A 21,389-nucleotide genomic window follows, 5' to 3' on the forward strand; every position below is an offset into this window, starting at 1 on the left:
GACAAAGCTATGAAGACGTTTTTGCGTGCCGCGTTGCTCGCGGCGACCGTGATCACACCAGCGATGGCTGCGGCCCAGGGGGCCGGGACCGGCACTTCGGCTCCCGCCGGAGACAATAGCAACAACGTCGATAATCCCGCCGACATCATCGTCACCGCGCGCAAATTCGATGAAAAGCTGCAGAACGCGCCGACGACTGTCGCCGTCGCCACCGCCGCGACGATCGACAAATTGGGCCTGACCAGTGTCGCCGACATTTCGAAGACAACGCCGGGCCTGGTCCTCGACAACAGTTTTGGGCGTTCGGGCGGTGACCGGCCGGTGATCCGCGGCCAAGCTAATATCAACGGCTTTTCGGGCGTCGCATACTTTATCGACGGCATTTATTATTCGGGCTCGCTGGCCGACTTTGATACATACAACATCGGCCGGATGGAGGTCATCAAGGGACCGCAATCGGCGCTTTATGGACGAAATACCTATTCGGGGGCGATCAACATCGTCACCAAAACGCCGGGCGACACTTTGTCCGGACGCGTGCAGGCCGATGTGTCCGAACATGACCGCTACGACCTGACGGCGGGGATCAGCGGGCCGATCGGCGAAGGCCTCGGCTTTATCGTCAATGGTCGCTACTTCAAGGACAAAGGCGAGTTCCGCAACGCGTTCAACGGTGGACGCCTCGGCGCGCAGCGTACCGGTTCGGTCTCGGCCATGCTGAAGTACGACGATGGCGGCCCGATCCGCGCCAGCCTGCGCGGTAATTACAACAATTCGAAGGACGGCCAGCCGGCGATCTTCGCGACCAGCACCTACGAGAACAACTGCTTCCGCGACAATGGCAGCGCATATAAAGGCGTCGGCCGTTATTTCTGCGGCGTGTTGCAGCCGCGCCAGGCGACCAGCGATTATACGCGCCGCTTCACCAGCCCCGATGTTGACGGCACGCGGACCAAGACGTTCAACGCCGCCTTTCGGATCGATGGCGACCTGTCGGACAGTTTCACGATCACCTCGCTGACCGGCTACAACCACCGCATCTACGACGTGAAGCTCGACGGCGATTATAATGGGCTGGGTTTCCAGCAGGGCATTTTCGGGTCGTTCCCGATCGGCGGCGGGGTTTATTCGGTCATCAACGCCGGCGCGGCGACCGATTTCACCAATTCGACGCATGAAAAGCTGCGCGACTATTCGCAGGAAGTCCGGCTGCAATATCACTCCGATTCGCTGAAGGTTCTGCTGGGGGGTTATTATTTCAAGCAGAAGATCGACAATTTCGACGACCGGGTGCTGCCCGCCGACGCACTGGCACAGGCGCAAGCTGCGGCCGTTATCCAGTTCGCTCAATTCTGCGCATCCATCACCGGGTGTGTTCGCGCCGTTCCGGGCACTCCTATTTCAATTGCGACGCCCGACCGCAACACTACTTACGCTCAAACCCGCAACATCGCGGCATTCGGATCGATCGAATACAAGTTTACCGACACGCTGAGCCTTAGCGCCGAGGGGCGGTATGCGTCCGAAAAGCTCGAGCAGTCGCTCCAAAACTACGTTCAGGGACAGGCTGCACCGACGCCGGTGGCAAGCCCGTCGCGGACCTATAAGCGGTTCACGCCGCGGGTCACACTCGACTGGCAAGCGACGCCGAACAACCTGTTTTACGGCATCTATGCCGAAGGTGAAAAGCCGGGGGGCTTCAACGGCGGGTTGGCGTTGATCGCTGGCGTGCCGACCTTCGATCCCGAACGGTCGAAGACTTACGAGTTCGGCAACAAGAACACGTTCATGGGCGGCGTGCTCGTCGCCAACTTCGCGGTGTTCCGCACCGAAATCACCGGCTATCAGCTGAGCCAGGCGATTCTGGTCACCAACCCCGCGACCGGCGGCCTCAACCAAGTCTCGGTGATCCGCAACGCGGGGAATGCGCGCATCAACGGATTCGAGGCTTCATTGTCGGTCAAGCCCAACCGCGACGTGACGGTCACCGCCAATTACGCCTTGGCCGCGAGCAAGTTTACGAGCGGCACCGATCAGAATTACGGCGTGTTGCTCGACGCCGCGGACAACGGCCTGATCGATTGTTCGACCGGGCGGCAATTCGCTGCGCCCGCCGCATGCGTTTCGGTCTATGGCTCGATCGTCGGCAAGCAGATTCCGCGTGCGCCCCAAAATACCCTCTTTGTCGATTTCGACTGGCGGCATCCGGTCGGCGGCGATTTGACGGTGTTCGCAGGCGCCAACGTCAACCTCCTCTCGAACAACTATGAACAGGTGACGAACTTCGTCCGTACCGGCGGATCGACCGTGGTCGACGCGCGGCTGGGCATCGAGGGCAGGAACTTCAAGCTGCAGGGCTATGTCCGCAACGCGTTCAACGAAGACTCGGTGCTGCAGATCATCCGCTATGCCGGCGACGATCTGCGCCGCAACTTCATCGCCGGCCTTCGCCCGGCGCGGCGCTTCGGTATCATCGCCACCGCCAAATTCTAAAACAACAAACGGCGCGCAAGGAAACCTGCGCGCCGTTTCTTCTTTAAAACAGGGTCAACAACACGAAAAGCGGCGCTTGCCAGGCGCCGCTTCAGCTCACTTCTTGGCTGCCCGCTCAGTGTCGACCATCCGCTTGAACACCGTCCAGGTCGTATCGTTCGGCCGCGCATCGTCCCCAGCCGGCGGAGCGGTGTAAGCGGAGTAATTCAGCGCGATCTCGTCCTTGATGACCTTGGGCAGCTCATCATACGCGTGCAGCTTCGAACCCATCGCGGTGAAGATCAACGTGCCCTGCCGTCCGCGCATCTTCATCCACGGCAGCCAGTATGAAATGCGCTGCCACGACACGCCGGGATAGGCGGTCGGGTTCTTGGTATCGAGCATCTCGTTCGCGTCCATGAAGAAGTTGAAAATCTCCATCGCGTGATAATCGCCGCCGACATATTCCTGATACTCGCCAGCCAGCGGGTTCTTGTAGAACAGCGGCGCCTCCAGCGGCATCATCAGGTAACGGCCCTCACGGCGGATGGTCGATGGCTTGCCGTCGGCAAAGCTGGGGCGCGAGTTCACCGGATCGTTATGGACGTGCATCACGTCGACGGTTTCGCCCGTCCACGGATTGGCCCATTGGCGCAGGACCTGCCCAGTCTTGGGGTCGAGATAGAACAGGACTTCGCGGCTGACGAGGCGATAGCCCTTGCCCTTAACCGGGTCGGTGATCGCAACGCACTGGCGGACGTTCATACCCTCAGCCAGGAACAGCAACTTGTCGGGCTCGCCGTCGACGCGCGAATAGACCTTGCCGCCGAAATGATAGACTGCGGGGACGCCGTCCGCCGCGCCGCATTGAACGCGCTTCGAAATTTCGAACGCGTCGGCGGGGTTGGCGGGATCGAGCATTCGCGCGCTCGCCGAAGTTGCCGCCAGCGCGGTTGCGGTCAGCAGGATCGTGGTCAGTTTCATGGTCGTCGGTCTCCCCTTAGTTTGCTTTGGTTTCACTGCCGGTCGCGCCTCGCTCGAGCCCGTCGATGGTGCAACTCGCCTGCATCCAGCGCAGATTGACGCCCAGCCGCGCCGCGCCCGGATCGGCCCAGACATAGCTGACCGCATGATCGGGCTGGTCCGGCGTATGGATATACAGCACCAGACTGGGCCGATTGCTGCTCCGCGCGGACCCCGTCCAGGTGACGTCGCGTAGGCGAAGCACCACGGGCTTCACACCCGGAACGCCGTCGCCGACCAGCGCGCGGCCGCCCTGATCGTGCAGATGGACATCCTTGACGAAATACCAGTCCTCCGACCCGTCGGCCTTCGGCGTATCCTTCTTGATCGACGCCCAGCAGGTGACGGGACGCGCGCGGCGCAGCGCGGTCTTGCGGCCACCAGCGAGCGTAACGACGATGCCTGTCTTGTCCGCCGAAATCACCGATCCCTCGTTCCGCACTGCGGGAACGACCTTGCCGAACGCGTCAACGAACGTCGTCCCGCCGTCCAGTTCGATGCGCATGCCGATCCACGGCGCCGAAGTGCGGCCCGCTTCACGGTCGAAATATACTTCTTCTTCGTTAGTCAGGATTTGCGGACCCATCGGCGGCACCGGGACAGCGGGCGCGGCGCTGGCAAGCATGGCGATGGCAAACAGGTTCATCGAACGTCCCCTTGCCGCAAACGCTAACCCGCGTCAGCATCGCGCGCAAGTTGTCCGGACAAATTTTTGGGGTTAAGCAGGGACCATGCTTGCAATCATCGCGCTCTCCGCTGCCGTCGCCATCGCACCGCTCGATGCTCCCGCCATTTTCGCTCGCGCCACCAAGGCGCATGGCGGCGAGGCCTGGGCCAGGGCGAAAACCCTGACGCTGTCCGGGCATGCGATATTCTACGCCCCGACCGGTGGCACGGTCGCCTCGCGCGCCGACGATTACCGCATGTGGCGTGTTTACGATCCGGCCCGCTCGGCGAGCCACGCCGCGGAAGGGAAGGTGCGGATCATCGCCAAAAGCGGGCAGAAACAGCTATTCACGGTCGGCTATGACGGGGTCATGACGTGGAACGACAAGGGCGTCGTGCCGAAGGCCGAGGCCGACACCTATTGGGCATCCAATTTTGGTTTCGGCATCATCCGCCATGCCGCCGATGCGGGCTTCAAGGCGGAGCGAATGCCCGATGATTGGGTCGCCAATCACCCGCTGTACATGCTCCGCCTGACCGATCCCGAAGGCGGCGTCACGCTGTTCGGCATCGACCAGGCAACCTACGCCATCCGTACAATGGCCTTTGCCACCCCGCGCGGTTGGCACGAACGGATTTACGATGACTTCGTTCGCCTGAAAAATCCCGACTGGCTGCAAGCGCGTCACGTGACGTTGCGCTATAATGGCGTGAAGCAGAACGAAGTCTTTTGGACGCGGACTATCGTGAACGCCGCCATACCAGAAAGCTTGTTCGCTGCTGTGAAGTCGCCTTGAAGCCCGCGAGTGCGCTAGTCTGCGAAGAACTTGAATCTACTCAGCGGCGAGCCAGGCCGCGCTGCAGATGAGAATAAGCTCTCGTCTGGCGCCCGGCAGTTCCAGATGCGCTTCAACGCTTGGCCGGTCCTGCGCCGGCAGTCGCCGGATGACTTCCGACACACTGCGATATTGCCCCGATTTTGCCAGATCAAATGCCCGTTCGATCGCTGATACCGTCATCATCACTCGCCCATAACGCAAGCAACGGGCCGCGCGAAGCGGCGATCCCGGCCAGTCGCCGCTATCTTGCGAGTGCTCAATGTCTTGTTAGACGGGCATTATCCTATCCGGAGTGAACCATGCGCCGTTTCGCCTTGCTAACCCTCGCCCTCGCGTCCGTTTCCACGATCATTTCCGCGCAGGCGGCGACGCCGCGCTATGGCAACTTCGGACTGGAACTCCAGGACATGGACCCGTCGGTCAAGCCGGGCGACGATTTCTATGTCTATTCGCTCGGCACCTGGCTGCGTGACCACCCGATCCCGGCCGACAAAACCGGGGCGGGGTATAATTACGACCTCCCCGACGAGATCTTGGCGCAAGTGCGCCAGATTGTGGAACAGGCCGCGGCCAAGCCCGACACGCCAGCCGCGCGCAGTGTCGGCAATTTCTACGCTGCGTGGATGGACGAAGCGGGCATCGAAGCGCGTGGACTGGCGCCGCTCAAGCCGTGGTTGGCCAAAATCGACGCGGTCGGCACGCGTGAGCAGTTGATCCAGTTGATGATGAAGCCGGGCTATCCCTCGGCAATCAACATCGACATCTCGACCGACGCAGACGATCCGACGCGCTACATGGTCGATGCCGGGCAAGCGCGCCTCGGCCTGCCGACGCGCGATTATTACCTGCTGTCCGGAGAGAAATACGACGCGATCCGCACGGCGTATCGCGCCTATCTGATCCGCATCCAGGAACTCGCCGGTATAACCGACGCCGCCGCCAAGGCCGACCGGATCATCGCGCTGGAAACGCGGATCAGTCAGGACCAGTGGACGCCCGAGCGCCGCCGCGATCCGGTCGCGACGCACAACCCGATGACGCGCGCCGAACTGACCAAATTGGCACCCGAGATGAACTGGACCGCGACGCTCGCCGCCATGGGCTTGGGCGGCGCGGTGAAAGTGAATGTGACCGAGCCGAGTGCGGTTACCGCTATCGCGAAACGGCTGGGCGACGTGCCGTTATCGACGTGGAAGGAATGGCTGACCGCGCGCCTGATCAGCCGTCAGGCGGCGTTCCTGCCGCGCGCGTTCGACCAGGCCAATTTCGATTTTTATTCGAAGACCTTGAATGACGTGCCGGAGCAGCGCGCGCGGTGGAAGCGCGGTATCGGTTTCATGGATGCAGCACTGGGCGAAGCGGTCGGCGCGATTTACGTCGATCATTATTGGTCGGCAGAAACTCAAGCCAAGGCCGACGAGCTCGTTGCCGACGTGATCGCCGCCTATAAGGACAAGATCGAAGCGGCGAGCTGGATGGACGCGCCGACCAAGGCCGCGGCGCTCGCCAAGCTGGCGACGTTCGACCCGCGCGTCGGCCATCCCAAGAAATGGATCGATTATGCGACGCTGGCGGTCAGCCGGACCGATCCGCTCGCCAACAACATCGCGGTCGAGGACTTTCAGTGGCGCCTTCAGCTCGCCCGCTTTCCGCATCCGGTCGATCGTGGGCTGTGGGAGATGACGCCGCAGACGGTGAATGCCTATTACGATCCGACCCTCAATCAGATCACGGTTCCGGCGGCGATCCTTCAGCCGCCGTTTTTCGACGTCAATGCCGATCCCGCGGTCAACTATGCCGAAACCGGCGCAACGACGATCGGGCATGAACTGGGTCACGGGTTCGACGATCAGGGGCGGCAGTTCGACGAAAAGGGCCGGCTGCACGATTGGTGGACCAAGGATGCGGCGGCAAAATACAACGTCCAGGCGGATCGGCTCGCAGCGCAGTTCGACCAATATGAGCCGATCCCGGGCACCCGGATCAAGGGCCGCCTGACACTCGGCGAAAACCTTGCCGACTTGGGCGGACTCGAAACTGCTTATGCCGCGTATCGCCGCTATGTCGCGCGGCATGGTGAGCCGCCGGTGATCGACGGATTTACCGGCGACCAGCGATTCTTTCTCGCCTATGCTCAGGCGTGGCAGGGCAAACGGCGCGAAGGCGCGGTGCGTCAGCAGCTCTTGTCCGACCCGCATTCGCCCGAGAAATTCCGGGTCAACGGCATCGTCCGCAATTTTGGGCCGTGGTATGCTGCGTTCGGGGTCAAGCCGGGCGACGCCATGTACCTGCCACCGGAACAGCGCGTCAGCGTCTGGAGATAGCGTTGCCAAACGTCTAGCCGCCCGACCCTCGAGATTTGCTAACCAAATTCGAGGAGGGTTGGCGCTGCTGCCAGTCTAATGCGAACGCGTCTCCACACGATGAAGCCCGGTCTTTCAGGGCGGCGGCCTAGCTCGCGAGAGATTGCCACTCGGCCGAGCCGGCGGAGCGGCGTTCCTGGTAGGATTCTCTACCAAAGACGTGGCGTTCCAGATTGAAGTGATTGTGGACGTTGACGTGGACCGAGGCGAACTTTTGCAAGCTCTTCATCTGTCGGAACTTGAGCATCGCTCGCTCCCTTCGCCGGAACGGGAGATGTGGGTACCGCACCAATGCCGGCGATGTTGACCGTAACATTGTCGATGCCACTGTCATAAATATAGCTGCCGGCGGTCAATCCGAGGGTGGCAATCGTCTGGTTGAGGAACGTGGCACGCGATACCAACGACGTGCCGCTGAGATAGCCCAACGGCACGAAAATATACGGGCTTCCAAAAGACGACGCGTTCAGCCCGAACGCGTTGCTGGAACCTGAATCGGCGTTCGTGAAGCGTCCTGAACCGAACGATGCCGGCCCGGTCAATCCTGTATAGGCACTGAGCAGCGTGAAGGGGTCGGTGCTAACGTTGTGGCTACCGGCGCCCGTGCCGATGTACCCGGTAGAGCCAGCGACAGCGGTCTGGAGGTAATAGGTATTGGCGCCCAACGTGAGCCCTGTCAGGTCGAGCGAGCCCGTCGTCGTCGCGACGACATTGTTGCCGAGTCCACGTATATTGACCGTTATCGCTGCGTTCGTCCCAGTCGCGGAAAATGTGACGAGAGCCGTTGCTCCGAGCATACTAAAAAACTTCATTAGAATCTCCCTTGAGGCGCGATTCCGTCGCGCGAAATTTTCTGTGGCATTCAGTGTATGCCGTGATTCAGGTCGAGTCGGATTTGGGCACGACAAGTTGGTCTGCTGACCTTCCTCTGACATGCTCATCGCGTTTACAGGTCAGTGAGCGCCACTTCCGCAAACCTGTCGTCGCGCGAAAGCTTGTGCCCGGCGTGATGGCGAAAGATGTGGTGGCGGCTACGGCGCGTTTCGACTGGCCCATCAGGAGACGCGCATCTGGGTACTAGAGAAAATGGACCGCCGTCCGCGCACCCCCGCGCCGATCATCCCGAACCCACCGATAATCATCGCCCAGCTGGCCGGTTCCGGAACTGCGCCGCCCACAGCGTTCAGGAACACACCGGAGTCCGAGGTGAACGACAGGCCATCGACATGACCGATAGAAATCTTGCCGGTGTGGGAATAATCGAGCGCGACATTGCTGGCGGAAAGCCCAAGGCTGAAGTCGATCGGGATATCGCCTGACGCTCCGGTCAGCGCGTAAACACCCGCGAACCGCGTATCGAGCGGGCTATAGCTCGCGAATGAAGAGGAGACCCAGCCACTGACCCGGGGATCGCCGGAATAAATGAAGGTCGGATATCGAGAATTATAGCCGTAATATCCGGCGGCATAATCGCCGAATTCGTAAGTGTAGGCATTTCCAAAATAGAACCCGTAGTTAAGCTCGGCGGATGCCGTCGCGGGATCACTGGTGCCGGGCATCGTGCCATCGAACGAAAAGCTGACCGGAATATATGTGACGGTGTTGGCATCCGCGCCGGCGACGGAGAAATGCAGCGTATCGCTCAGGCTTGCCTGAGCGATCGCGCCACTGAAGCCGGTGGCACTGGCGAACAGGTGAACCTCGCCCTTGGCAAGATCGGCCGACGATGTGGCATAAGCTGCGTCGGGCAGCCTGACGACACTCGACATATCGAATGCTGCCGTCAGCGTCCCGGTTGTGTCGGTCGTGCCGTTCACCGTGACGACCGCGCCTTGCTGGCTGAGAAAAGCGTCCGGATCGCAAGGCCCGCCGCTGCCATCATTGACAATGAAATGCGCGCCCGTGCCGCCAATATTATATTCCGCCGCGCAGCCACGGGCATAACCCCGACCGGTATTGGCAAAAGTCCCTACCGAGTAGCCGGCAAAGGCTGGCGTCGAGAGGCCAGAGACGATTGCCATCGTAGCAGCGACAAACGCGGCACTGCGCGCGGCACGGCCTGACACGATGGTTTTCGGCGACACTGAATACGACATAGCATGACCCTTTGTTTTTAGCTTTGGTGACGGCTGAGGTGCGTCTCAATCCGCGGCACCCCTTCAAGTTAAGACCGTGATATCTGCGGTGCGCGTGAACGGGTATCGCCCGGATGGGGGACGCGGACGGGGGATGGCCGAAAGGTCGGTTGACCAACGTTCGGGGGCCAGCGAAGGTCGATACATGCCGCGAGCGACATCCAACCCGCGCCTTATCACTTCGACCGACCGAGCCTTTGCCGCGAGCCACCCATTACGGCCAATGCTGACGGCTGGAATCCTATCGCTCGGCCTATTTATCCTGTCCGCAGTTCTATGCTTCGACGTAATGACGCCCGTTTTGCCGGCGATGACGTGGCCATTGATCGCGTACACGAGCTCATTCGTCATTGTCTGGGCGATTGGCATGCTGGCGTTGGCCGCCCGCCGACCCGGCCATGCAGAGCTGATCCGCGTGTGGAACCCGCTGGCAATCTTCATCATCTTCGGCAGCCACGTCGCGTGCATCGGCCTGATCTGGGGAATCATGCCGTTCGTGCCCGCGTCGACGCAATTTTTGCTGGCAATCCCGCTGATTGGATGCGTCCCGGTTCAGTTAATTTGCAGCGCGGAAAACAGCGTCGCCAACCGGAGCGGCGTAGTCGGTGTCATCGGGTCGCTCGCGATCTTTTTCGCAACGCGCGGAACCATGGAAGCGCGTCTGGCAGCATTGTATATTTTCGGCTTCGGCATCGTTTTATTGGTGCTTGGAGACCGTGTTGCGGCCACTGTGCGCGCCACGGTGGCGGCGCGGTTATCTAGCGACGAGAATGCGCGACGCCTCGACCAGATGCTGGCCGAGGTCGCGGCAGAGCGCGACGCCAAGACGAGGTTCATGGCTGCCGCGTCGCACGATCTCGGCCAGCCGCTGGCCGCAGCAGCGCTCTACTTCGACCAAAGCTTGCGCTCGAATGACGAGTTGGCTCGAGCTCGCGCCGTCGAAGGCGTGCGGCGCGCATTCACGTCCGCCGAGCAACTATTGTCGCACATGCTCAGCCATTTGAGGCTTGAAGCGGATGCGGTAGAGGCCCACCCGTCACCGGTTGCGATACGCCCGTTTCTCTCACGTATTGCGGCACAATATGAACCTGCTGCTGCGATAGCCGGCATTAAGCTTGAGGTCTGCGGCATTAGAACCGTGTTGAACCTCGATCCCTCCCTGATCGAACGCGCATTCGGCAACCTTGTGGACAATGCGATTCGTCACAGCCGAGCCCACCGGATCGCACTGGGCGCAAGACGAAGTGGTGGTACGATCCGCTTGTGGGTCATCGACGACGGAATTGGCGTGCCTCCTATCGACGCGCCGCATGTCTTCAACGATTATTACCAAGCACATTCGGCGGCGAACGCACAATCGAACGGCTTTGGCCTTGGTCTCTCGTCGGTTCGCCGGCTTGCGGGGCTAATGGGGGGCAAAGCAGATCTCGATCAGCGCTGGCTTCGGGGTGCGGCATTTTACATCGAATTCCCGCAAGTATACCTAGCGCGGTCGGCAGTTTCCAACGGAATTGCTGCATGAAGACCTGCTTGGTCGCCGACGATCATGTGATGATGCGCGACGCGCTCGCCGGCACCGTCCGCTTAGTTTGGCCGGAAGTTGCGATCGTGGAGGTCGGCGATTTTCCGGGCGCGTGGACTGCAGCTAAGAGATCAGCCGACATTGCAATTGTCGATCTCATGATGCCGGGTGCAATGCCACGCGAAGGGATCAAGACATTGCGGGAAGCTGCACCGGACATGCCGATCCTCGTTATCACCGGGACTGACGACGACAGGCTTATGATGGACCTGCTCGCACTCGGCATCGCAGGGTTTGCTGCAAAAACATCGAACAGCTCGGTAATCGAGGCGGCATTGCGCCTGATCGATGCAGGTGGCCGTTATCTACCGCCACGTCTGGCCGAGATCGCAACATCCCGCCACGCAGCTAGCGCCGGATTTTCCGATCGCCGGCCCAGCGACGGTTCCGTGGGCGCGAACCTCACCGATCGTCAGCGTGACGTCTTGCGGCTTGTTGCCCGAGGACTGTCGAACAAGGAAATCGCGAGCGAGCTGAAGTTGGCTCCGGAAACCGTTAAAACACACCTCGCTCGCATTCAGACAATCTTGGGTGCGAGGAATAGGACCGATGCTGTGACACGCGCTAGAGAGCTTTAACGGCAAAGCGCCGCCGTCCACAAACACCAGATCAGCCTGTCTTTATCCTCAAGCGTGCTAGCAGGAAGTCGGAATACGCGGCGGCGAACTTCTACGGCACTATCTGCAGCATCGAAGCGCACAGCCCATTTCCGCATTTGGGCCGAAAGCGGACACCATTAATTGGCCAATCTGGGCGCGGCTGAGATCGCGCGACCCCCTCAGTGTTCGGCAGGCGGCGGCCCGAGCACCGTTGGCGGCCTGCAGAACGGCACCATCAGTAGCGCCGCAATGAACAAATAGGACATCATTCGGAAAACATCCTCGAAGGCCAGGCCTAGGGCTTGTCGCCCGACGATCCGTGCGAGCAGGGCGTCGGCCATCAGCGTTGCGCGATGGGGGTCAGTTACGAACTGGCCGATGCTTTGTGTCAGTTGCGCGGCAGCTTCGCCTGCGGCGTCGCCTGAGGCACCTAACCCCTCGGACAGACGCAGGACGTGCAGCCGCGTCGCGTCTTGCAGCCAAGTATTAGCGAGTGCGATGCCGATTGCACCGCCGAGGTTGCGCATCAGGTTGAACAAGCCAGAGGCGTAACCGGCTGAAACGGAGGACCGCATTCAGGACGCGTTTCACGAAAAGCGAGCGCTCTGATTTAGGCGCAAAGCATCCAATTAGTGAGCTTTTTGGCCGTGCCAGTTCCGTAACCTTGCCGCTCGGATCCAACAAGGCCACTCACTCGACCAGAGGGGAGACGATCATGTTGGTGAAGGTTGTAGCGTTCGTTCAGGTCAAGCCGGGGCAAGAAGATGCGTTTGTGGAAGCGGCCGGACCCTGCATAACCGCGTCACGCGCCGAGAGCGGGGTTTTGGAATACGACCTTTGGCGAGAAGTTGATGGTGAGCAACGATTTGTGTTCAACGAGCTGTACGTGGACGACGCGGCGGTGCAGACGCATATGACATCTGACCACTTCAAGGCATTTGGCGCTGCGGCGCGCGACCTCGCCGCCGCCCGACCGAAAATCACTGTCACCCACGCGATCGACGTGGCTGAATGAGGTTCATGGAAATGAGCTTACTGGCGTGGCCGGCTCGATCGGCTCAACATTGATGGCCACACCCCGTGTTCTGGCATTCGACGTATTCGGGACCGTCGTTGATTGGCGCTCGGGGATCGCTCGCGACTCTTCGCGCTTCTTGGCGGAGATCAGTCGATCCGACATCGACTCCGCCACCTTCGCGGACAACTGGCGAAAGCGCTACCAGCCCGCCATGGCGGAAGTGCGTGACAGCAGGCGTCCGTTCGTCATCCTGGATGTCCTGCACCGTGAGATGCTTGAGGGCGTGCTCTCAGAGTATGGCATTAATCCGCGCGCAATCGAACCGGACCTACTCGTCGATTGGACACGCGCTTGGCACAGGCTTGAGCCTTGGCCGGATGCAGTGGTCGGCCTGACACGCCTGAAAATGCGTTACCCGATCGTGACTTTGTCCAACGGAAACATCGCGCTCATGCTCGATGTGGCTCGCCATGGTGGGCTGCCTTGGGACGCCATTCTTGGGGCAGAGGTGACCCGCGCTTACAAGCCTGCGGCGGAAGCCTATCTTGGAACGGCGGCAATTCTTGACGTTTCGCCCGCGGATTTGTGCCTCGTGGCGGCACATCACAGCGATCTAGCCGCAGCGCGAGCGTCAGGTCTGCTCACGGCCTTTGTTAACCGGCCAATGGAGTATGGCGGTGCAGAGGCTCCGGACCGCGATCAGCGGCAAGAATGGGAATGGCGAGCGGACGGCCTAACCGATCTGGCTGACCAACTTGGATGCCACTAGCCCTCCTGAAACCGTGGCTTACTGAGCGTCCGCTAATCGGCATGCCGACGAGTGGCGCGACCGTCAGTAACTGGGCGCAAACCGTCGCCACCACACACGAGACCTGCATTTTTCATCTCACGACCGTGCGCCACGGCGATGCCGATCAGCGGGTTTACAGCTTGAGCGGCATTGGCCATCGCAATCTATTCGCTCGGCGCTCGGCTGCCAACTTTCGTGCCTTTCATCGCCGCGGCGGCACCGGTCCCGATCGCTCTCATCATCCCCTTGGTCGTCATCGCCGCAACAGCGGCGAACCTCATCGACCTGCCAATCCTCGGTTTGGCCATCCTAGCTGGCATGGTTTGGGTGCCGCATGGTTGGGGAGCCGACGACCCAGCCGGGTTCGTGCATTTCCTGCTGCCGGCCGTTCTCTGCTACGGAGCGTACCTATTCGCACCGGAGGCGCTACGACCGCTGGAGCCGCTGCGTTGACTACGTTGACGCTATCCTGGCGATGAAAAAGCCTTCATCCGACCGGTAGGGCAAGGTTGTTTTTCCGCGTCTCAACCGAACGGTTTTGACACCCGCCCTAACTCTTGAGCCATCCCTTGATCATCGCCTCTGCGCCGTCGTGCGCGAGTGCGGGAGCCAGTGCCATCGGTAGCTGCCCGTCCAGAGCGAGCGTTCCGACACCATGAGCGAGCCCCCAAAGCATCATCGCGCCTTGCTCCGGCGTTGGCTGATGGAGATCATGTTTTTTGAGCAACGCCGTCAGGAGGGTCAGCAAGATTTGAGCAGGCGCGGCAGCGGCTTTATGCAGGTCAGGAAATCGCTCACGGTCGGCGAACTCGCGCCCCTTCATCAGTCGATAAAGATTTGGGCTATCGAGTATGAACTGGACATAATCTGCAGCACCTTTTGCCAATGCCTCAGGCACTGATACATGTGCATTCTCTGTCAATAGTTTGCGCTTGTGCATCTGATCGAAGCCAGCGGTCGCTACCGCGGCGAGCAGGGCCATGCGGTCGGGGAAGTGGTGATAGGGCGCCATGGCACTAACGCCCACGGCTCTCGCCAAGGCACGTAGCGAAAGAGCGCCGGGACCATCGCGCTCAAGCACGTCGAGCGCTGCGGCCAGCAGAGCGCCTCGCAGCTCCCCATGATGATATCGCTTTGCGCCGGTCGACATTGACCCCAACTACGCGCCAATCTATGCAGCGCAAACTTTACAACGTAAGGATTGTCGATGACGATAGTCATGACAGGTGGGACGCGTGGGCTGGGCCGCGTAGCGGCGAGTCGCATCACCATATTGCTGATGGAATTAAAGCCGAACAGTTTTCACACTGGCAGGGGCAGTGGCGAGAAGATGTCCACTGAGACAGAATAATATTTTCTGCCGCGAACCGTTTCCATGTTTTTTTCACACTTACCCAATGTCGGCGGATCGCGCCGATGTTTTGGGGTCTCCGCCATCATGAAAACTTTTCATCTCAACCTACTTCGCGCTGGGGCCGTCTTTATGACGCTCGCTGTCGCCGTTCCCGCTACAGCCGGCGAATTCATGCCGATTTCAACCGAGGCGTTCCAGGCGGCGATGGCCGCACAGCGTCCGACCGTGTTCCATGTGCGGACCAAGGACGGCGTCCTTTGTAACGCCCAGCACGCCGTGCTCGCCAAGCTGATGGCCGAGCCTGCGTTCAAGGACTATGTCGTTCTCGAAGTGGATTTCGCCGGTAACCCGATGAGCGTGAAAATGCTCGGTGCCAAAATGCCCGCAACCATCATCTACGGTCGCGGCGGCGTGGACATCGGGCGTGTCGTCGGTGCGACCGACGAAGCCACGATACGCGCCTTGCTCGTCAAGACCGCCCCCGATGCGCCGGTCGCGGCGGCTGTGAAGTAAAGGATCGAACATGCTTTACAGGAAAAACCTCCCGGGTTGGGAACGCGCGCTGCGGACAGTCGCGGGAGCTCTAATGATCGCATGCGGGTTACTGGCGTTGAAGGGGATGCCGCTCGGCTATCTGGTCGCCTGCGTTGGGGTCGTAACCTTGATAACCGGCTTCGTCGGCTACTGCCCGGCGTGCGCGTTTGCAGGGCGCAAGCCGCCCGCCTGATGGCAAGATTTCCGGCCAGTATGGTTGCGTCGGCGAGCGCAGGGGACAGGGTCTCAATCGACGCTCTCCTCGCGCTCGCCCAACCCGACATCCGGCGTTATGCGCGCCGGAAATGTCGCACCGCGAGCGACGCCGAGGATGCGGTGCAGGAAACGCTGTTTGTGCTGTTCAGACATTTCTCGGCGCTTCGACGGGTGGAGTCATTGTCGGCCTGGCTTTTCGTGGTCGTCTACCGGCAGTGCATGCGGCTCGCTTCGTTCATCATGCCGCTCGCGGTCGACGTTGCAGATGCCGACCGCGAGGGACGCTTGCGCGACACGCCCGATGCCGAGCTGCGCATCGATCTCGCCCAGGCAATTCAGTCGCTGCCTCAAAATTACCGCGACGTAATCTTGCTGCGCGACGTTGAGGAGATGACGATCGATGAGATCGCCAGCCAGCTCGCTTCAACTCGCGAAAGCGTGAAGGCGCGCCTTAACCGGGCGCGCTCGATGCTCCGCGAATACCTGCTCGATTAGCTGAAAGGATCCAGCTCATGTTTGCCAGCAAGACTTTTGTTGAACATCTCGCGCGCGGCGTTGCGGGCATTGCTCTCATCGTGGCGGCGGGCAACCTCGGAGGTCAGATGCCGGTTCTTCAAGAGCAGCCCAAAACCACCCAACACGGCTGAGCCAATTGCCAAGACTGTGAGCGCGGCGGTCAGCCAGCGTGCACGGACCCGCAACGCGCGCATCTCTGCCTGTTCATACTGCGCCTCGGCACTTTCGCGCTTCACGGTGAATGCGACAACGCTGTCGATGTTGGCGCGGGCTTGCGGTTGCGCCATATGTGGCACCAATTGTTCAAGCTCGCTTGCGACGTCGCGTTCCCGCGCCTGCTCGCGTTCATTCTCTGCGGGCAGCCTGCTCTCGATATCGGTCAGCCTACGGTATTCGATCAGACCGGCCCGTGTAGCGCGCTCATCATTAGCGAGCATCGCGGTTCGCGCCGCCAAAATCGCACCAAACTGGGCTTGAGACAATTCGCCGCGTCTGAAATGCGTGTCGGCATTGTCCATTGTCATCACAACAGCCGCGGCAAGACCCAAAATAGCAAGCAACAGTCCGAACATGCCCAAAAGCGCGGCATGACGGGAAGTCGCGATTGATATCATAGGGTCGTCATTCCGAGGGGTCGGTCGGCGCTGCAATACGCTACGTCGTCGTCAAGCGCCAACACACCTGTTTCGCGATTTCGTCTAACTGGGAACGGATGATACCAACGATGCGCGGTCCGCCGCCAGAATTGCTTTGATTTGGCTTGACCAAGGGTCTCGATACTCGCCTCGCACCTTGCCTACTTGAATTCAGATGCTCGCGGTGTGAACGGGTCCGAGAAGAATGAAGGTAAACCAATGGCAACTGACCGAGCGACACAGGATGACAGGCTCAAGCGGCCTCATTCCCTGCGCAGATTCCACACTCGCGCTTTAGCGGTCGCCCTGTTCGTGCCGACGCTCCTGCTCATCAGCTGTAAAAAAGACCCTTTGACATCCGATACGCTCGTCAACGGATCGTCAGCTAAGACAAGCGTAACCCGAGAGACAGCCGTGGTTGATTCATTGACGCAAAATCGCGGTCTTCCGTCCACGACAGCAGAATCCTCGCCTAGAAAACTGCCGGATTCGGCGCCCGACAGTGTCGAACGAGCGATGGAAACGCTACATCGCGCAGTAGCCTACATTCAGACGGATAAACTCGCAGATTTACGTCCCTTGCTGACCGACGCGGCCCAAGCGCAACTGACAAAGGCCGGTGGCGACGCTTTTCTGCGGGGCTACAAAGGCGCTCGGGTGGAGTTTGCACCGGCAGCCGCGATTGACAGCGCGCATCAGGTCGCCAGCACGCTATTTCGCGTACACCTCGCGAATGGAGCGCCCGACCTGCGTGTTGGCAAGGCGACGCTGCGGCGGACAAGCGGCCCGACTTCGGCCTGGCAAGTGGACTCAATCAGTGTGAGCGACACCGTGGCGCCTCACGGCAAACTTTGATCTTCCTGCCCGTGTCAAACCGACACAAATTTTACCATAAACAATCTGAATGTTTTTTCAGGTTGACGCTTCCCACATTTGGGGACCATCTTGTTAACCAGACCGCGGACGGTTGGGGATTCGCCTAGTGGTGGGGAAGCAATTTGCGAACGATTAACTTTATGCTGGCTGCGAGCGTGCTGTCGCTCGGACTGGCGTCCGGCGCACACGCAACTGTGATTCTCGGCAGCTCGTCGGACCTGAAGGACGAGTATGTCGACCTTGAGCAGCGCGAATACGTCGCGCCGGTTGCCAGCGATTTCACGTCTGGCGGCTCGGCTGCCGTGCCGCTGCTCGCAGGAAGTATTGGCACACAGCGCCAGTCGCCGGCTTTTGTCCCGAATGGCGTCGTGGTGAAAAGCTTCGAGGGCATCAGCCAATATGACGTTGCCAGTTATTCGCGCAATTTCATCCCGCCGGACACGATGGGTGCGGTCGGAAAGACGCAGTATTCGGAATTCGTCAACGGCGGCTTTGCCGTGTTCGACAAGTCCGGCACGGTCGTCAAAGCGATTTCAGACGTCGCTTTTTGGAACGCGGCTGGCCAGACCAGCGCCAATGGCGACACTCGTGTGATGTACGACAAGTCAGCGGACCGTTGGATCGCGTTGTCGTTTGCGTCGAGCGTCGCGAACATCCAGATCGCGGTTTCTGACACCGCGAATGCCGCTGGCACATGGAAATCGACCGTGTTCACCGGCTTTGCTGGCGGAACCGCGGACTATCCGACGCTCGCGCTTGACGACAGCGCGGTGTATATCGGGACCAACAATTTCAACTCGGCGGGCAGCTTCCGCGGCACGACGCTGAACGTAATTCCGTTGTCGAGCCTGGTCAGCGCCGCCGCGCCGACGACGGCTGGCCTTAAGCAGTTTGTCACACCGTACAGCCCCACCACCGGCGGGGTTGATGGTGGTTACGCCATTCAGGGCGTCAACCAGAGTGGAAACGGCACCAACGGTAAGGTTGCTGCGGTGTCGCTTTTCTATGCTGCCCTCGCAACGTGGGACATCACCAATGCGGGAACGCCTGGAGCGGCGCGGGTCAACGGCGCTTATGTCGATGGGACGGCCGACTATGACGGCAACGATGCCGCTCGCCAGCCCAATGCTCTGCCGGACGTAAATCCCAATCCGCCGACGAGCGGCAATTACTTTCCGAGCAACGACCGGGTCATCGACACGCTCGATGATCGGGTCGGATCGAGCGTTTATGAAGTGAATGGGCGCATCTACACCGTGCACACCGTGACACCGACTGGCGGCGATCACACCGTCGTCCGTATCGATGTCATCGACGCCGCGACCAACACCGTGTTGGACGAGCACGACATCGGCGATGCGACCCACGATTTTTGGGAAGGCTCATTGGCAGTCAACAACCTGGGTCAGGTTGTCGTTGCCTACAATCGCTCGGGCTCAAACGCGGCGGATGGCAAAATCAGCTTCCTCGCCACGACTTACAGCACGGGCGTAACCGGAAAACTGACTCAGCGTGGGGCCACTCAACTGCTCCAGGTCAGCGCGGTGGACGACTACCACAACGGTTCGGTCGATGGGCAGGTCGCGTCGGGCCGTCAGCGTTGGGGCGATTATAGTGCCGTTTCGCTTGATCCCAGCGATAGCAAGAGTTTTTGGGTCGTCGGCGAGTTCGCTCGCGAATATAACGATGGTACCGACCATCCCGGCGGCACCGGTGGCTCGCGCTGGGGCACCTGGATTTCGCAAATCAGCCTGAGCACGACAGCGGTCCCTGAACCGTCGCAATGGGCGCTGATGTTCTCGGGCTTCGGCCTTCTTGGCGGCGTGGCCCGTCGCCGGCGTGCCGCTTTGAAGGTGACCTACGCCTAAATACGAAGGTGGCCGGGAGCGTCCCACACACGCTTTCCCGGCCATTAGGAGGCTTGCCGCGCTTACCAGTGCGGCAAGCCTTTTCGTTGCAGCGGCGCCTGTTCATCTAAAGTTGAAAACGCCTGCTTGGGACAGTTGGAGCGGACCGGGCATCAGCTTTACTCAGGTCGCCGGATTCGCCGACATTCAGCTCGATTGTGCGATGATCCGGGCGCCACTGCCGCATGGTCTTCCGCCAGCGGGCAAGTTCGTTTTGGAAGGTGACCGGCAATCTGCGCATCCGGGCCCACAACTTGTTGAGAGCGCCAACGGCCATTCGAATGCGGTCCCGGCCCACATCATGGGCAAAATCGCTGGCAAACGGTTGCTGCTGTCGATCATGTCGCCTGGCATAAAGAAGGCGAATTATATTTTGGTCCACGGCGGCGGCCCTGGTCCCTTCCGCTGCCTGTAGCCGATGATGTTTGCACGGCGGATCGAACTCCAGGACGACCAACCCAACAAACGGTCATGGTGGCTGGATGATCTCGATCGGGCGGCCCACATCGCACAGAGGCTCGACCGGCAAGTCGATGGCTGGCTGAGCGGATTCGAGCTTCCACAGCCGGTTATCCGCATACTCATCGCCCTACACCAGTCGCCGGGAACGCCGCAGCGTGTGATCGGCGAGCAAATAGACATGTCGCCACCCCAGATCAGCCGCAACGTCAAAGATCTGATCGAGCATGGCCTGATCGACGTGGATCAATCGTTCTCGGAGCGCCTTCGTGTCCTGAGATTGACCTACGCTGGGCAGCTTCGGGCACGCGAACTCGTAAACGCGCGCAAGGCTGCCTTCGCTGCCTCTATTGACGCCATCGCGGTTTAGGATCGCCCGCTCGTCTTGAGCATGGCGCGGTTTCAAAGGGTGCCAGGTTCGGAGGGTGAGAAGCCTACGATGTCTCCGCTTGGTCCTAAAGACGCAATATTTTTGTTTAATTGGATTTTAGCTGCACTCCCCACAAGCCTTACCAATCAGCCTCAGTTTTTAGCATTTGCGAGCGGCACTCTTTCCGACGCACTGGCGCGATGGCCGGTGTTCAATGATAGCGCTGGAGTGGCTTTGCGGGATGCCGACGGCAGCATCGTAGCAGCCTGCGCTATCATAGCCGATCCGACGGCCAACTCGGCAACATTGGCCGGCCCTTTCGTCGAGCCAGGCTATCGTCGGAGAGGGCTGGCGACTCTAATGCTGGAAGAGTGCCAATCAATTTGCGTGCGACAAAACATCGTTGAACTAACATCGTGCATTCCCACCCGCGACTGCAACATGTGCCGTTTCTTGCTCGCTGCGGGGTTCGAGATCGACCGGAATGCCAAAGCAATTGTCGAACTTGGCAGCCGAGCTTGGGAAACGCTGAAGCGCGATCTCTGAGCCCTTTGACTATATTGAAGTCAAAATTTCGGCCGGCAACCTGATAGGATAATAGGGAGCCTGCCAACGGCTAATCACAGTCAGGGAAAATCATGGGACATCCGCAATAAAACTCATTGAGTGGCGAAATCTAATGTCAGCTAACCACCCAATAACGCAAATTTGCCCGAAATCTGGTCGCATCAAGAAGCTGCTAGGCGGTTTCGATCAGTTCCGACCGGTCGGCTGGGTGCTGTCAATCTAATGCGAACTCGTCTCCAAACGATGGTGGTCAATCTTCGAGCGCAGCATATCGGCCGCAAACATTGGGCCAAATCTGTTCCACCATTGACGCACTGTCTCGTGGCAAATGTCGATGCCGCGCTCGAACAGATGGGGTGGTTGCCGCCCTCCCCAGACGGCATCGCAATGTGCCAAAGTGTGGTGTTTACAGCTACTCAGCGGAAAGGACGGCAACCGTGACGAAGGATATTATGATTGGGGTAGATC

The 21,389-nt window shown here is 60.2% G+C and carries 24 protein-coding genes and 1 pseudogene; 16 read left to right on the top strand and 9 right to left on the bottom strand.

Annotation, left to right across the window (positions count from 1 at the left end):
• Window positions 1-9: 9 nt before the first annotated feature.
• Window positions 10-2,493 carry a TonB-dependent receptor gene (locus tag ACM9ME_RS07850; protein ID WP_415642901.1) on the top strand — a complete coding sequence of 828 codons (2,484 nt, stop codon included), beginning with the start codon at window positions 10-12 and terminating at the stop codon, window positions 2,491-2,493.
• 96 nt (window positions 2,494-2,589) lie between these two features.
• Here the strand turns inward: ACM9ME_RS07850 and ACM9ME_RS07855 are convergent, their stop codons facing one another.
• Window positions 2,590-3,456, bottom strand: a complete 867-nt coding sequence (locus ACM9ME_RS07855; RefSeq protein WP_415642902.1) for a DUF1838 family protein — start codon at window positions 3,454-3,456, stop codon at window positions 2,590-2,592.
• A gap of 16 nt (window positions 3,457-3,472) precedes the next feature.
• Window positions 3,473-4,141: a hypothetical protein gene (locus tag ACM9ME_RS07860; RefSeq protein ID WP_415642903.1), complete on the bottom strand. Its 669-nt coding sequence runs from the start codon at window positions 4,139-4,141 to the stop codon at window positions 3,473-3,475.
• Between the two features lie 85 nt (window positions 4,142-4,226).
• On the opposite strand from ACM9ME_RS07860, the gene ACM9ME_RS07865 reads away from it, so the two are divergent.
• The gene (locus ACM9ME_RS07865; protein WP_415642904.1) at window positions 4,227-4,958 is read left to right on the top strand and encodes a hypothetical protein; all 732 of its coding nucleotides are present in this window, start codon (window positions 4,227-4,229) and stop codon (window positions 4,956-4,958) included.
• 36 nt (window positions 4,959-4,994) lie between these two features.
• On the opposite strand, the gene ACM9ME_RS07870 is transcribed toward ACM9ME_RS07865, so the two are convergent.
• A complete protein-coding gene (locus tag ACM9ME_RS07870; protein ID WP_415642905.1) occupies window positions 4,995-5,183 on the bottom strand; it encodes a hypothetical protein in 189 nt (62 codons plus the stop codon).
• A gap of 116 nt (window positions 5,184-5,299) precedes the next feature.
• Between ACM9ME_RS07870 and ACM9ME_RS07875 the strand changes: the two genes are divergently transcribed.
• Window positions 5,300-7,324 carry a M13 family metallopeptidase gene (locus ACM9ME_RS07875; RefSeq protein WP_415642906.1) on the top strand — a complete coding sequence of 675 codons (2,025 nt, stop codon included), beginning with the start codon at window positions 5,300-5,302 and terminating at the stop codon, window positions 7,322-7,324.
• 188 nt (window positions 7,325-7,512) lie between these two features.
• Here ACM9ME_RS07875 and ACM9ME_RS07880 read toward each other — a convergent pair whose 3' ends face one another.
• Complete coding sequence (locus ACM9ME_RS07880; RefSeq protein WP_415642907.1) at window positions 7,513-8,175, bottom strand: hypothetical protein; 663 nt, start codon at window positions 8,173-8,175, stop codon at window positions 7,513-7,515.
• A gap of 243 nt (window positions 8,176-8,418) precedes the next feature.
• Entirely contained in the window at window positions 8,419-9,459 is a 1,041-nt protein-coding gene (locus tag ACM9ME_RS07885) for a PEPxxWA-CTERM sorting domain-containing protein (RefSeq protein ID WP_415642908.1), read from the bottom strand.
• A gap of 328 nt (window positions 9,460-9,787) precedes the next feature.
• Between ACM9ME_RS07885 and ACM9ME_RS07890 the strand changes: the two genes are divergently transcribed.
• Both ACM9ME_RS07890 and ACM9ME_RS07895 read left to right on the top strand, forming a co-directional pair.
• Window positions 9,788-11,020, top strand: a complete 1,233-nt coding sequence (locus ACM9ME_RS07890) for a sensor histidine kinase (protein ID WP_415642909.1) — start codon at window positions 9,788-9,790, stop codon at window positions 11,018-11,020.
• Window positions 11,017-11,658 (top strand): LuxR C-terminal-related transcriptional regulator, encoded by a 642-nt coding sequence (locus ACM9ME_RS07895; RefSeq protein WP_415642910.1) that lies wholly within the window; start codon window positions 11,017-11,019, stop codon window positions 11,656-11,658. The genes ACM9ME_RS07890 and ACM9ME_RS07895 overlap by 4 nt, the downstream gene beginning before the upstream one ends.
• A 200-nt stretch (window positions 11,659-11,858) precedes the next feature.
• Here ACM9ME_RS07895 and ACM9ME_RS07900 read toward each other — a convergent pair whose 3' ends face one another.
• Window positions 11,859-12,254: an MFS transporter gene (locus tag ACM9ME_RS07900; protein ID WP_415642911.1), complete on the bottom strand. Its 396-nt coding sequence runs from the start codon at window positions 12,252-12,254 to the stop codon at window positions 11,859-11,861.
• Between the two features lie 140 nt (window positions 12,255-12,394).
• On the opposite strand from ACM9ME_RS07900, the gene ACM9ME_RS07905 reads away from it, so the two are divergent.
• The 3 genes from ACM9ME_RS07905 to ACM9ME_RS07915 all read left to right on the top strand — a co-directional run bounded on the left by ACM9ME_RS07905 (window position 12,395) and on the right by ACM9ME_RS07915 (window position 13,940).
• Window positions 12,395-12,694 (top strand): putative quinol monooxygenase, encoded by a 300-nt coding sequence (locus ACM9ME_RS07905; protein WP_415642912.1) that lies wholly within the window; start codon window positions 12,395-12,397, stop codon window positions 12,692-12,694.
• A gap of 25 nt (window positions 12,695-12,719) precedes the next feature.
• Window positions 12,720-13,466, top strand: a complete 747-nt coding sequence (locus tag ACM9ME_RS07910; protein ID WP_415642913.1) for a haloacid dehalogenase type II — start codon at window positions 12,720-12,722, stop codon at window positions 13,464-13,466.
• Between the two features lie 171 nt (window positions 13,467-13,637).
• Window positions 13,638-13,940 carry a hypothetical protein gene (locus ACM9ME_RS07915; RefSeq protein WP_415642914.1) on the top strand — a complete coding sequence of 101 codons (303 nt, stop codon included), beginning with the start codon at window positions 13,638-13,640 and terminating at the stop codon, window positions 13,938-13,940.
• Between the two features lie 97 nt (window positions 13,941-14,037).
• On the opposite strand, the gene ACM9ME_RS07920 is transcribed toward ACM9ME_RS07915, so the two are convergent.
• Window positions 14,038-14,637, bottom strand: a complete 600-nt coding sequence (locus ACM9ME_RS07920; RefSeq protein WP_415642915.1) for a TetR/AcrR family transcriptional regulator — start codon at window positions 14,635-14,637, stop codon at window positions 14,038-14,040.
• Window positions 14,638-14,970: 333 nt separating this feature from the next.
• On the opposite strand from ACM9ME_RS07920, the gene ACM9ME_RS07925 reads away from it, so the two are divergent.
• The 3 genes from ACM9ME_RS07925 to ACM9ME_RS07935 are packed head-to-tail and all read left to right on the top strand — an operon-like array spanning window position 14,971 to window position 16,086.
• Window positions 14,971-15,354 (top strand): thioredoxin family protein, encoded by a 384-nt coding sequence (locus ACM9ME_RS07925; protein ID WP_415642916.1) that lies wholly within the window; start codon window positions 14,971-14,973, stop codon window positions 15,352-15,354.
• Between the two features lie 10 nt (window positions 15,355-15,364).
• Window positions 15,365-15,568 (top strand): YgaP family membrane protein, encoded by a 204-nt coding sequence (locus ACM9ME_RS07930; protein ID WP_415642917.1) that lies wholly within the window; start codon window positions 15,365-15,367, stop codon window positions 15,566-15,568.
• Window positions 15,569-15,588: 20 nt separating this feature from the next.
• Entirely contained in the window at window positions 15,589-16,086 is a 498-nt protein-coding gene (locus ACM9ME_RS07935; protein WP_415642918.1) for an RNA polymerase sigma factor, read from the top strand.
• Here the strand turns inward: ACM9ME_RS07935 and ACM9ME_RS07940 are convergent.
• The gene (locus tag ACM9ME_RS07940) at window positions 16,083-16,721 is read right to left on the bottom strand and encodes a hypothetical protein (protein ID WP_415642919.1); all 639 of its coding nucleotides are present in this window, start codon (window positions 16,719-16,721) and stop codon (window positions 16,083-16,085) included. The genes ACM9ME_RS07935 and ACM9ME_RS07940 overlap by 4 nt on opposite strands.
• Before the next feature lie 240 nt (window positions 16,722-16,961).
• Here ACM9ME_RS07940 and ACM9ME_RS07945 point away from each other — a divergent pair, with 240 nt between their 5' ends.
• The 5 genes from ACM9ME_RS07945 (at window position 16,962) to ACM9ME_RS07965 (ending at window position 20,900) form a co-directional block, all read left to right on the top strand.
• Window positions 16,962-17,597: a hypothetical protein gene (locus ACM9ME_RS07945; RefSeq protein ID WP_415642920.1), complete on the top strand. Its 636-nt coding sequence runs from the start codon at window positions 16,962-16,964 to the stop codon at window positions 17,595-17,597.
• A 161-nt stretch (window positions 17,598-17,758) separates the two neighbouring features.
• Window positions 17,759-19,486, top strand: a complete 1,728-nt coding sequence (locus ACM9ME_RS07950) for a PEPxxWA-CTERM sorting domain-containing protein (protein WP_415642921.1) — start codon at window positions 17,759-17,761, stop codon at window positions 19,484-19,486.
• A 112-nt stretch (window positions 19,487-19,598) separates the two neighbouring features.
• A complete protein-coding gene (locus ACM9ME_RS07955; RefSeq protein WP_415642922.1) occupies window positions 19,599-19,940 on the top strand; it encodes a hypothetical protein in 342 nt (113 codons plus the stop codon).
• A gap of 3 nt (window positions 19,941-19,943) precedes the next feature.
• A complete protein-coding gene (locus tag ACM9ME_RS07960; protein WP_415642923.1) occupies window positions 19,944-20,354 on the top strand; it encodes a MarR family winged helix-turn-helix transcriptional regulator in 411 nt (136 codons plus the stop codon).
• Window positions 20,355-20,423: 69 nt separating this feature from the next.
• Window positions 20,424-20,900 (top strand): GNAT family N-acetyltransferase, encoded by a 477-nt coding sequence (locus ACM9ME_RS07965; protein WP_415642924.1) that lies wholly within the window; start codon window positions 20,424-20,426, stop codon window positions 20,898-20,900.
• A 261-nt stretch (window positions 20,901-21,161) separates the two neighbouring features.
• Here ACM9ME_RS07965 and ACM9ME_RS15470 read toward each other — a convergent pair.
• Window positions 21,162-21,272, bottom strand: a pseudogene (locus tag ACM9ME_RS15470) (IS6 family transposase); the annotation flags it as partial.
• Window positions 21,273-21,389: the final 117 nt, after the last annotated feature.

Origin of the sequence: Sphingomonas antarctica, assembly GCF_965137005.1 — a bacterium.
Lineage (GTDB): Bacteria > Pseudomonadota > Alphaproteobacteria > Sphingomonadales > Sphingomonadaceae > Sphingomonas_O > Sphingomonas_O antarctica.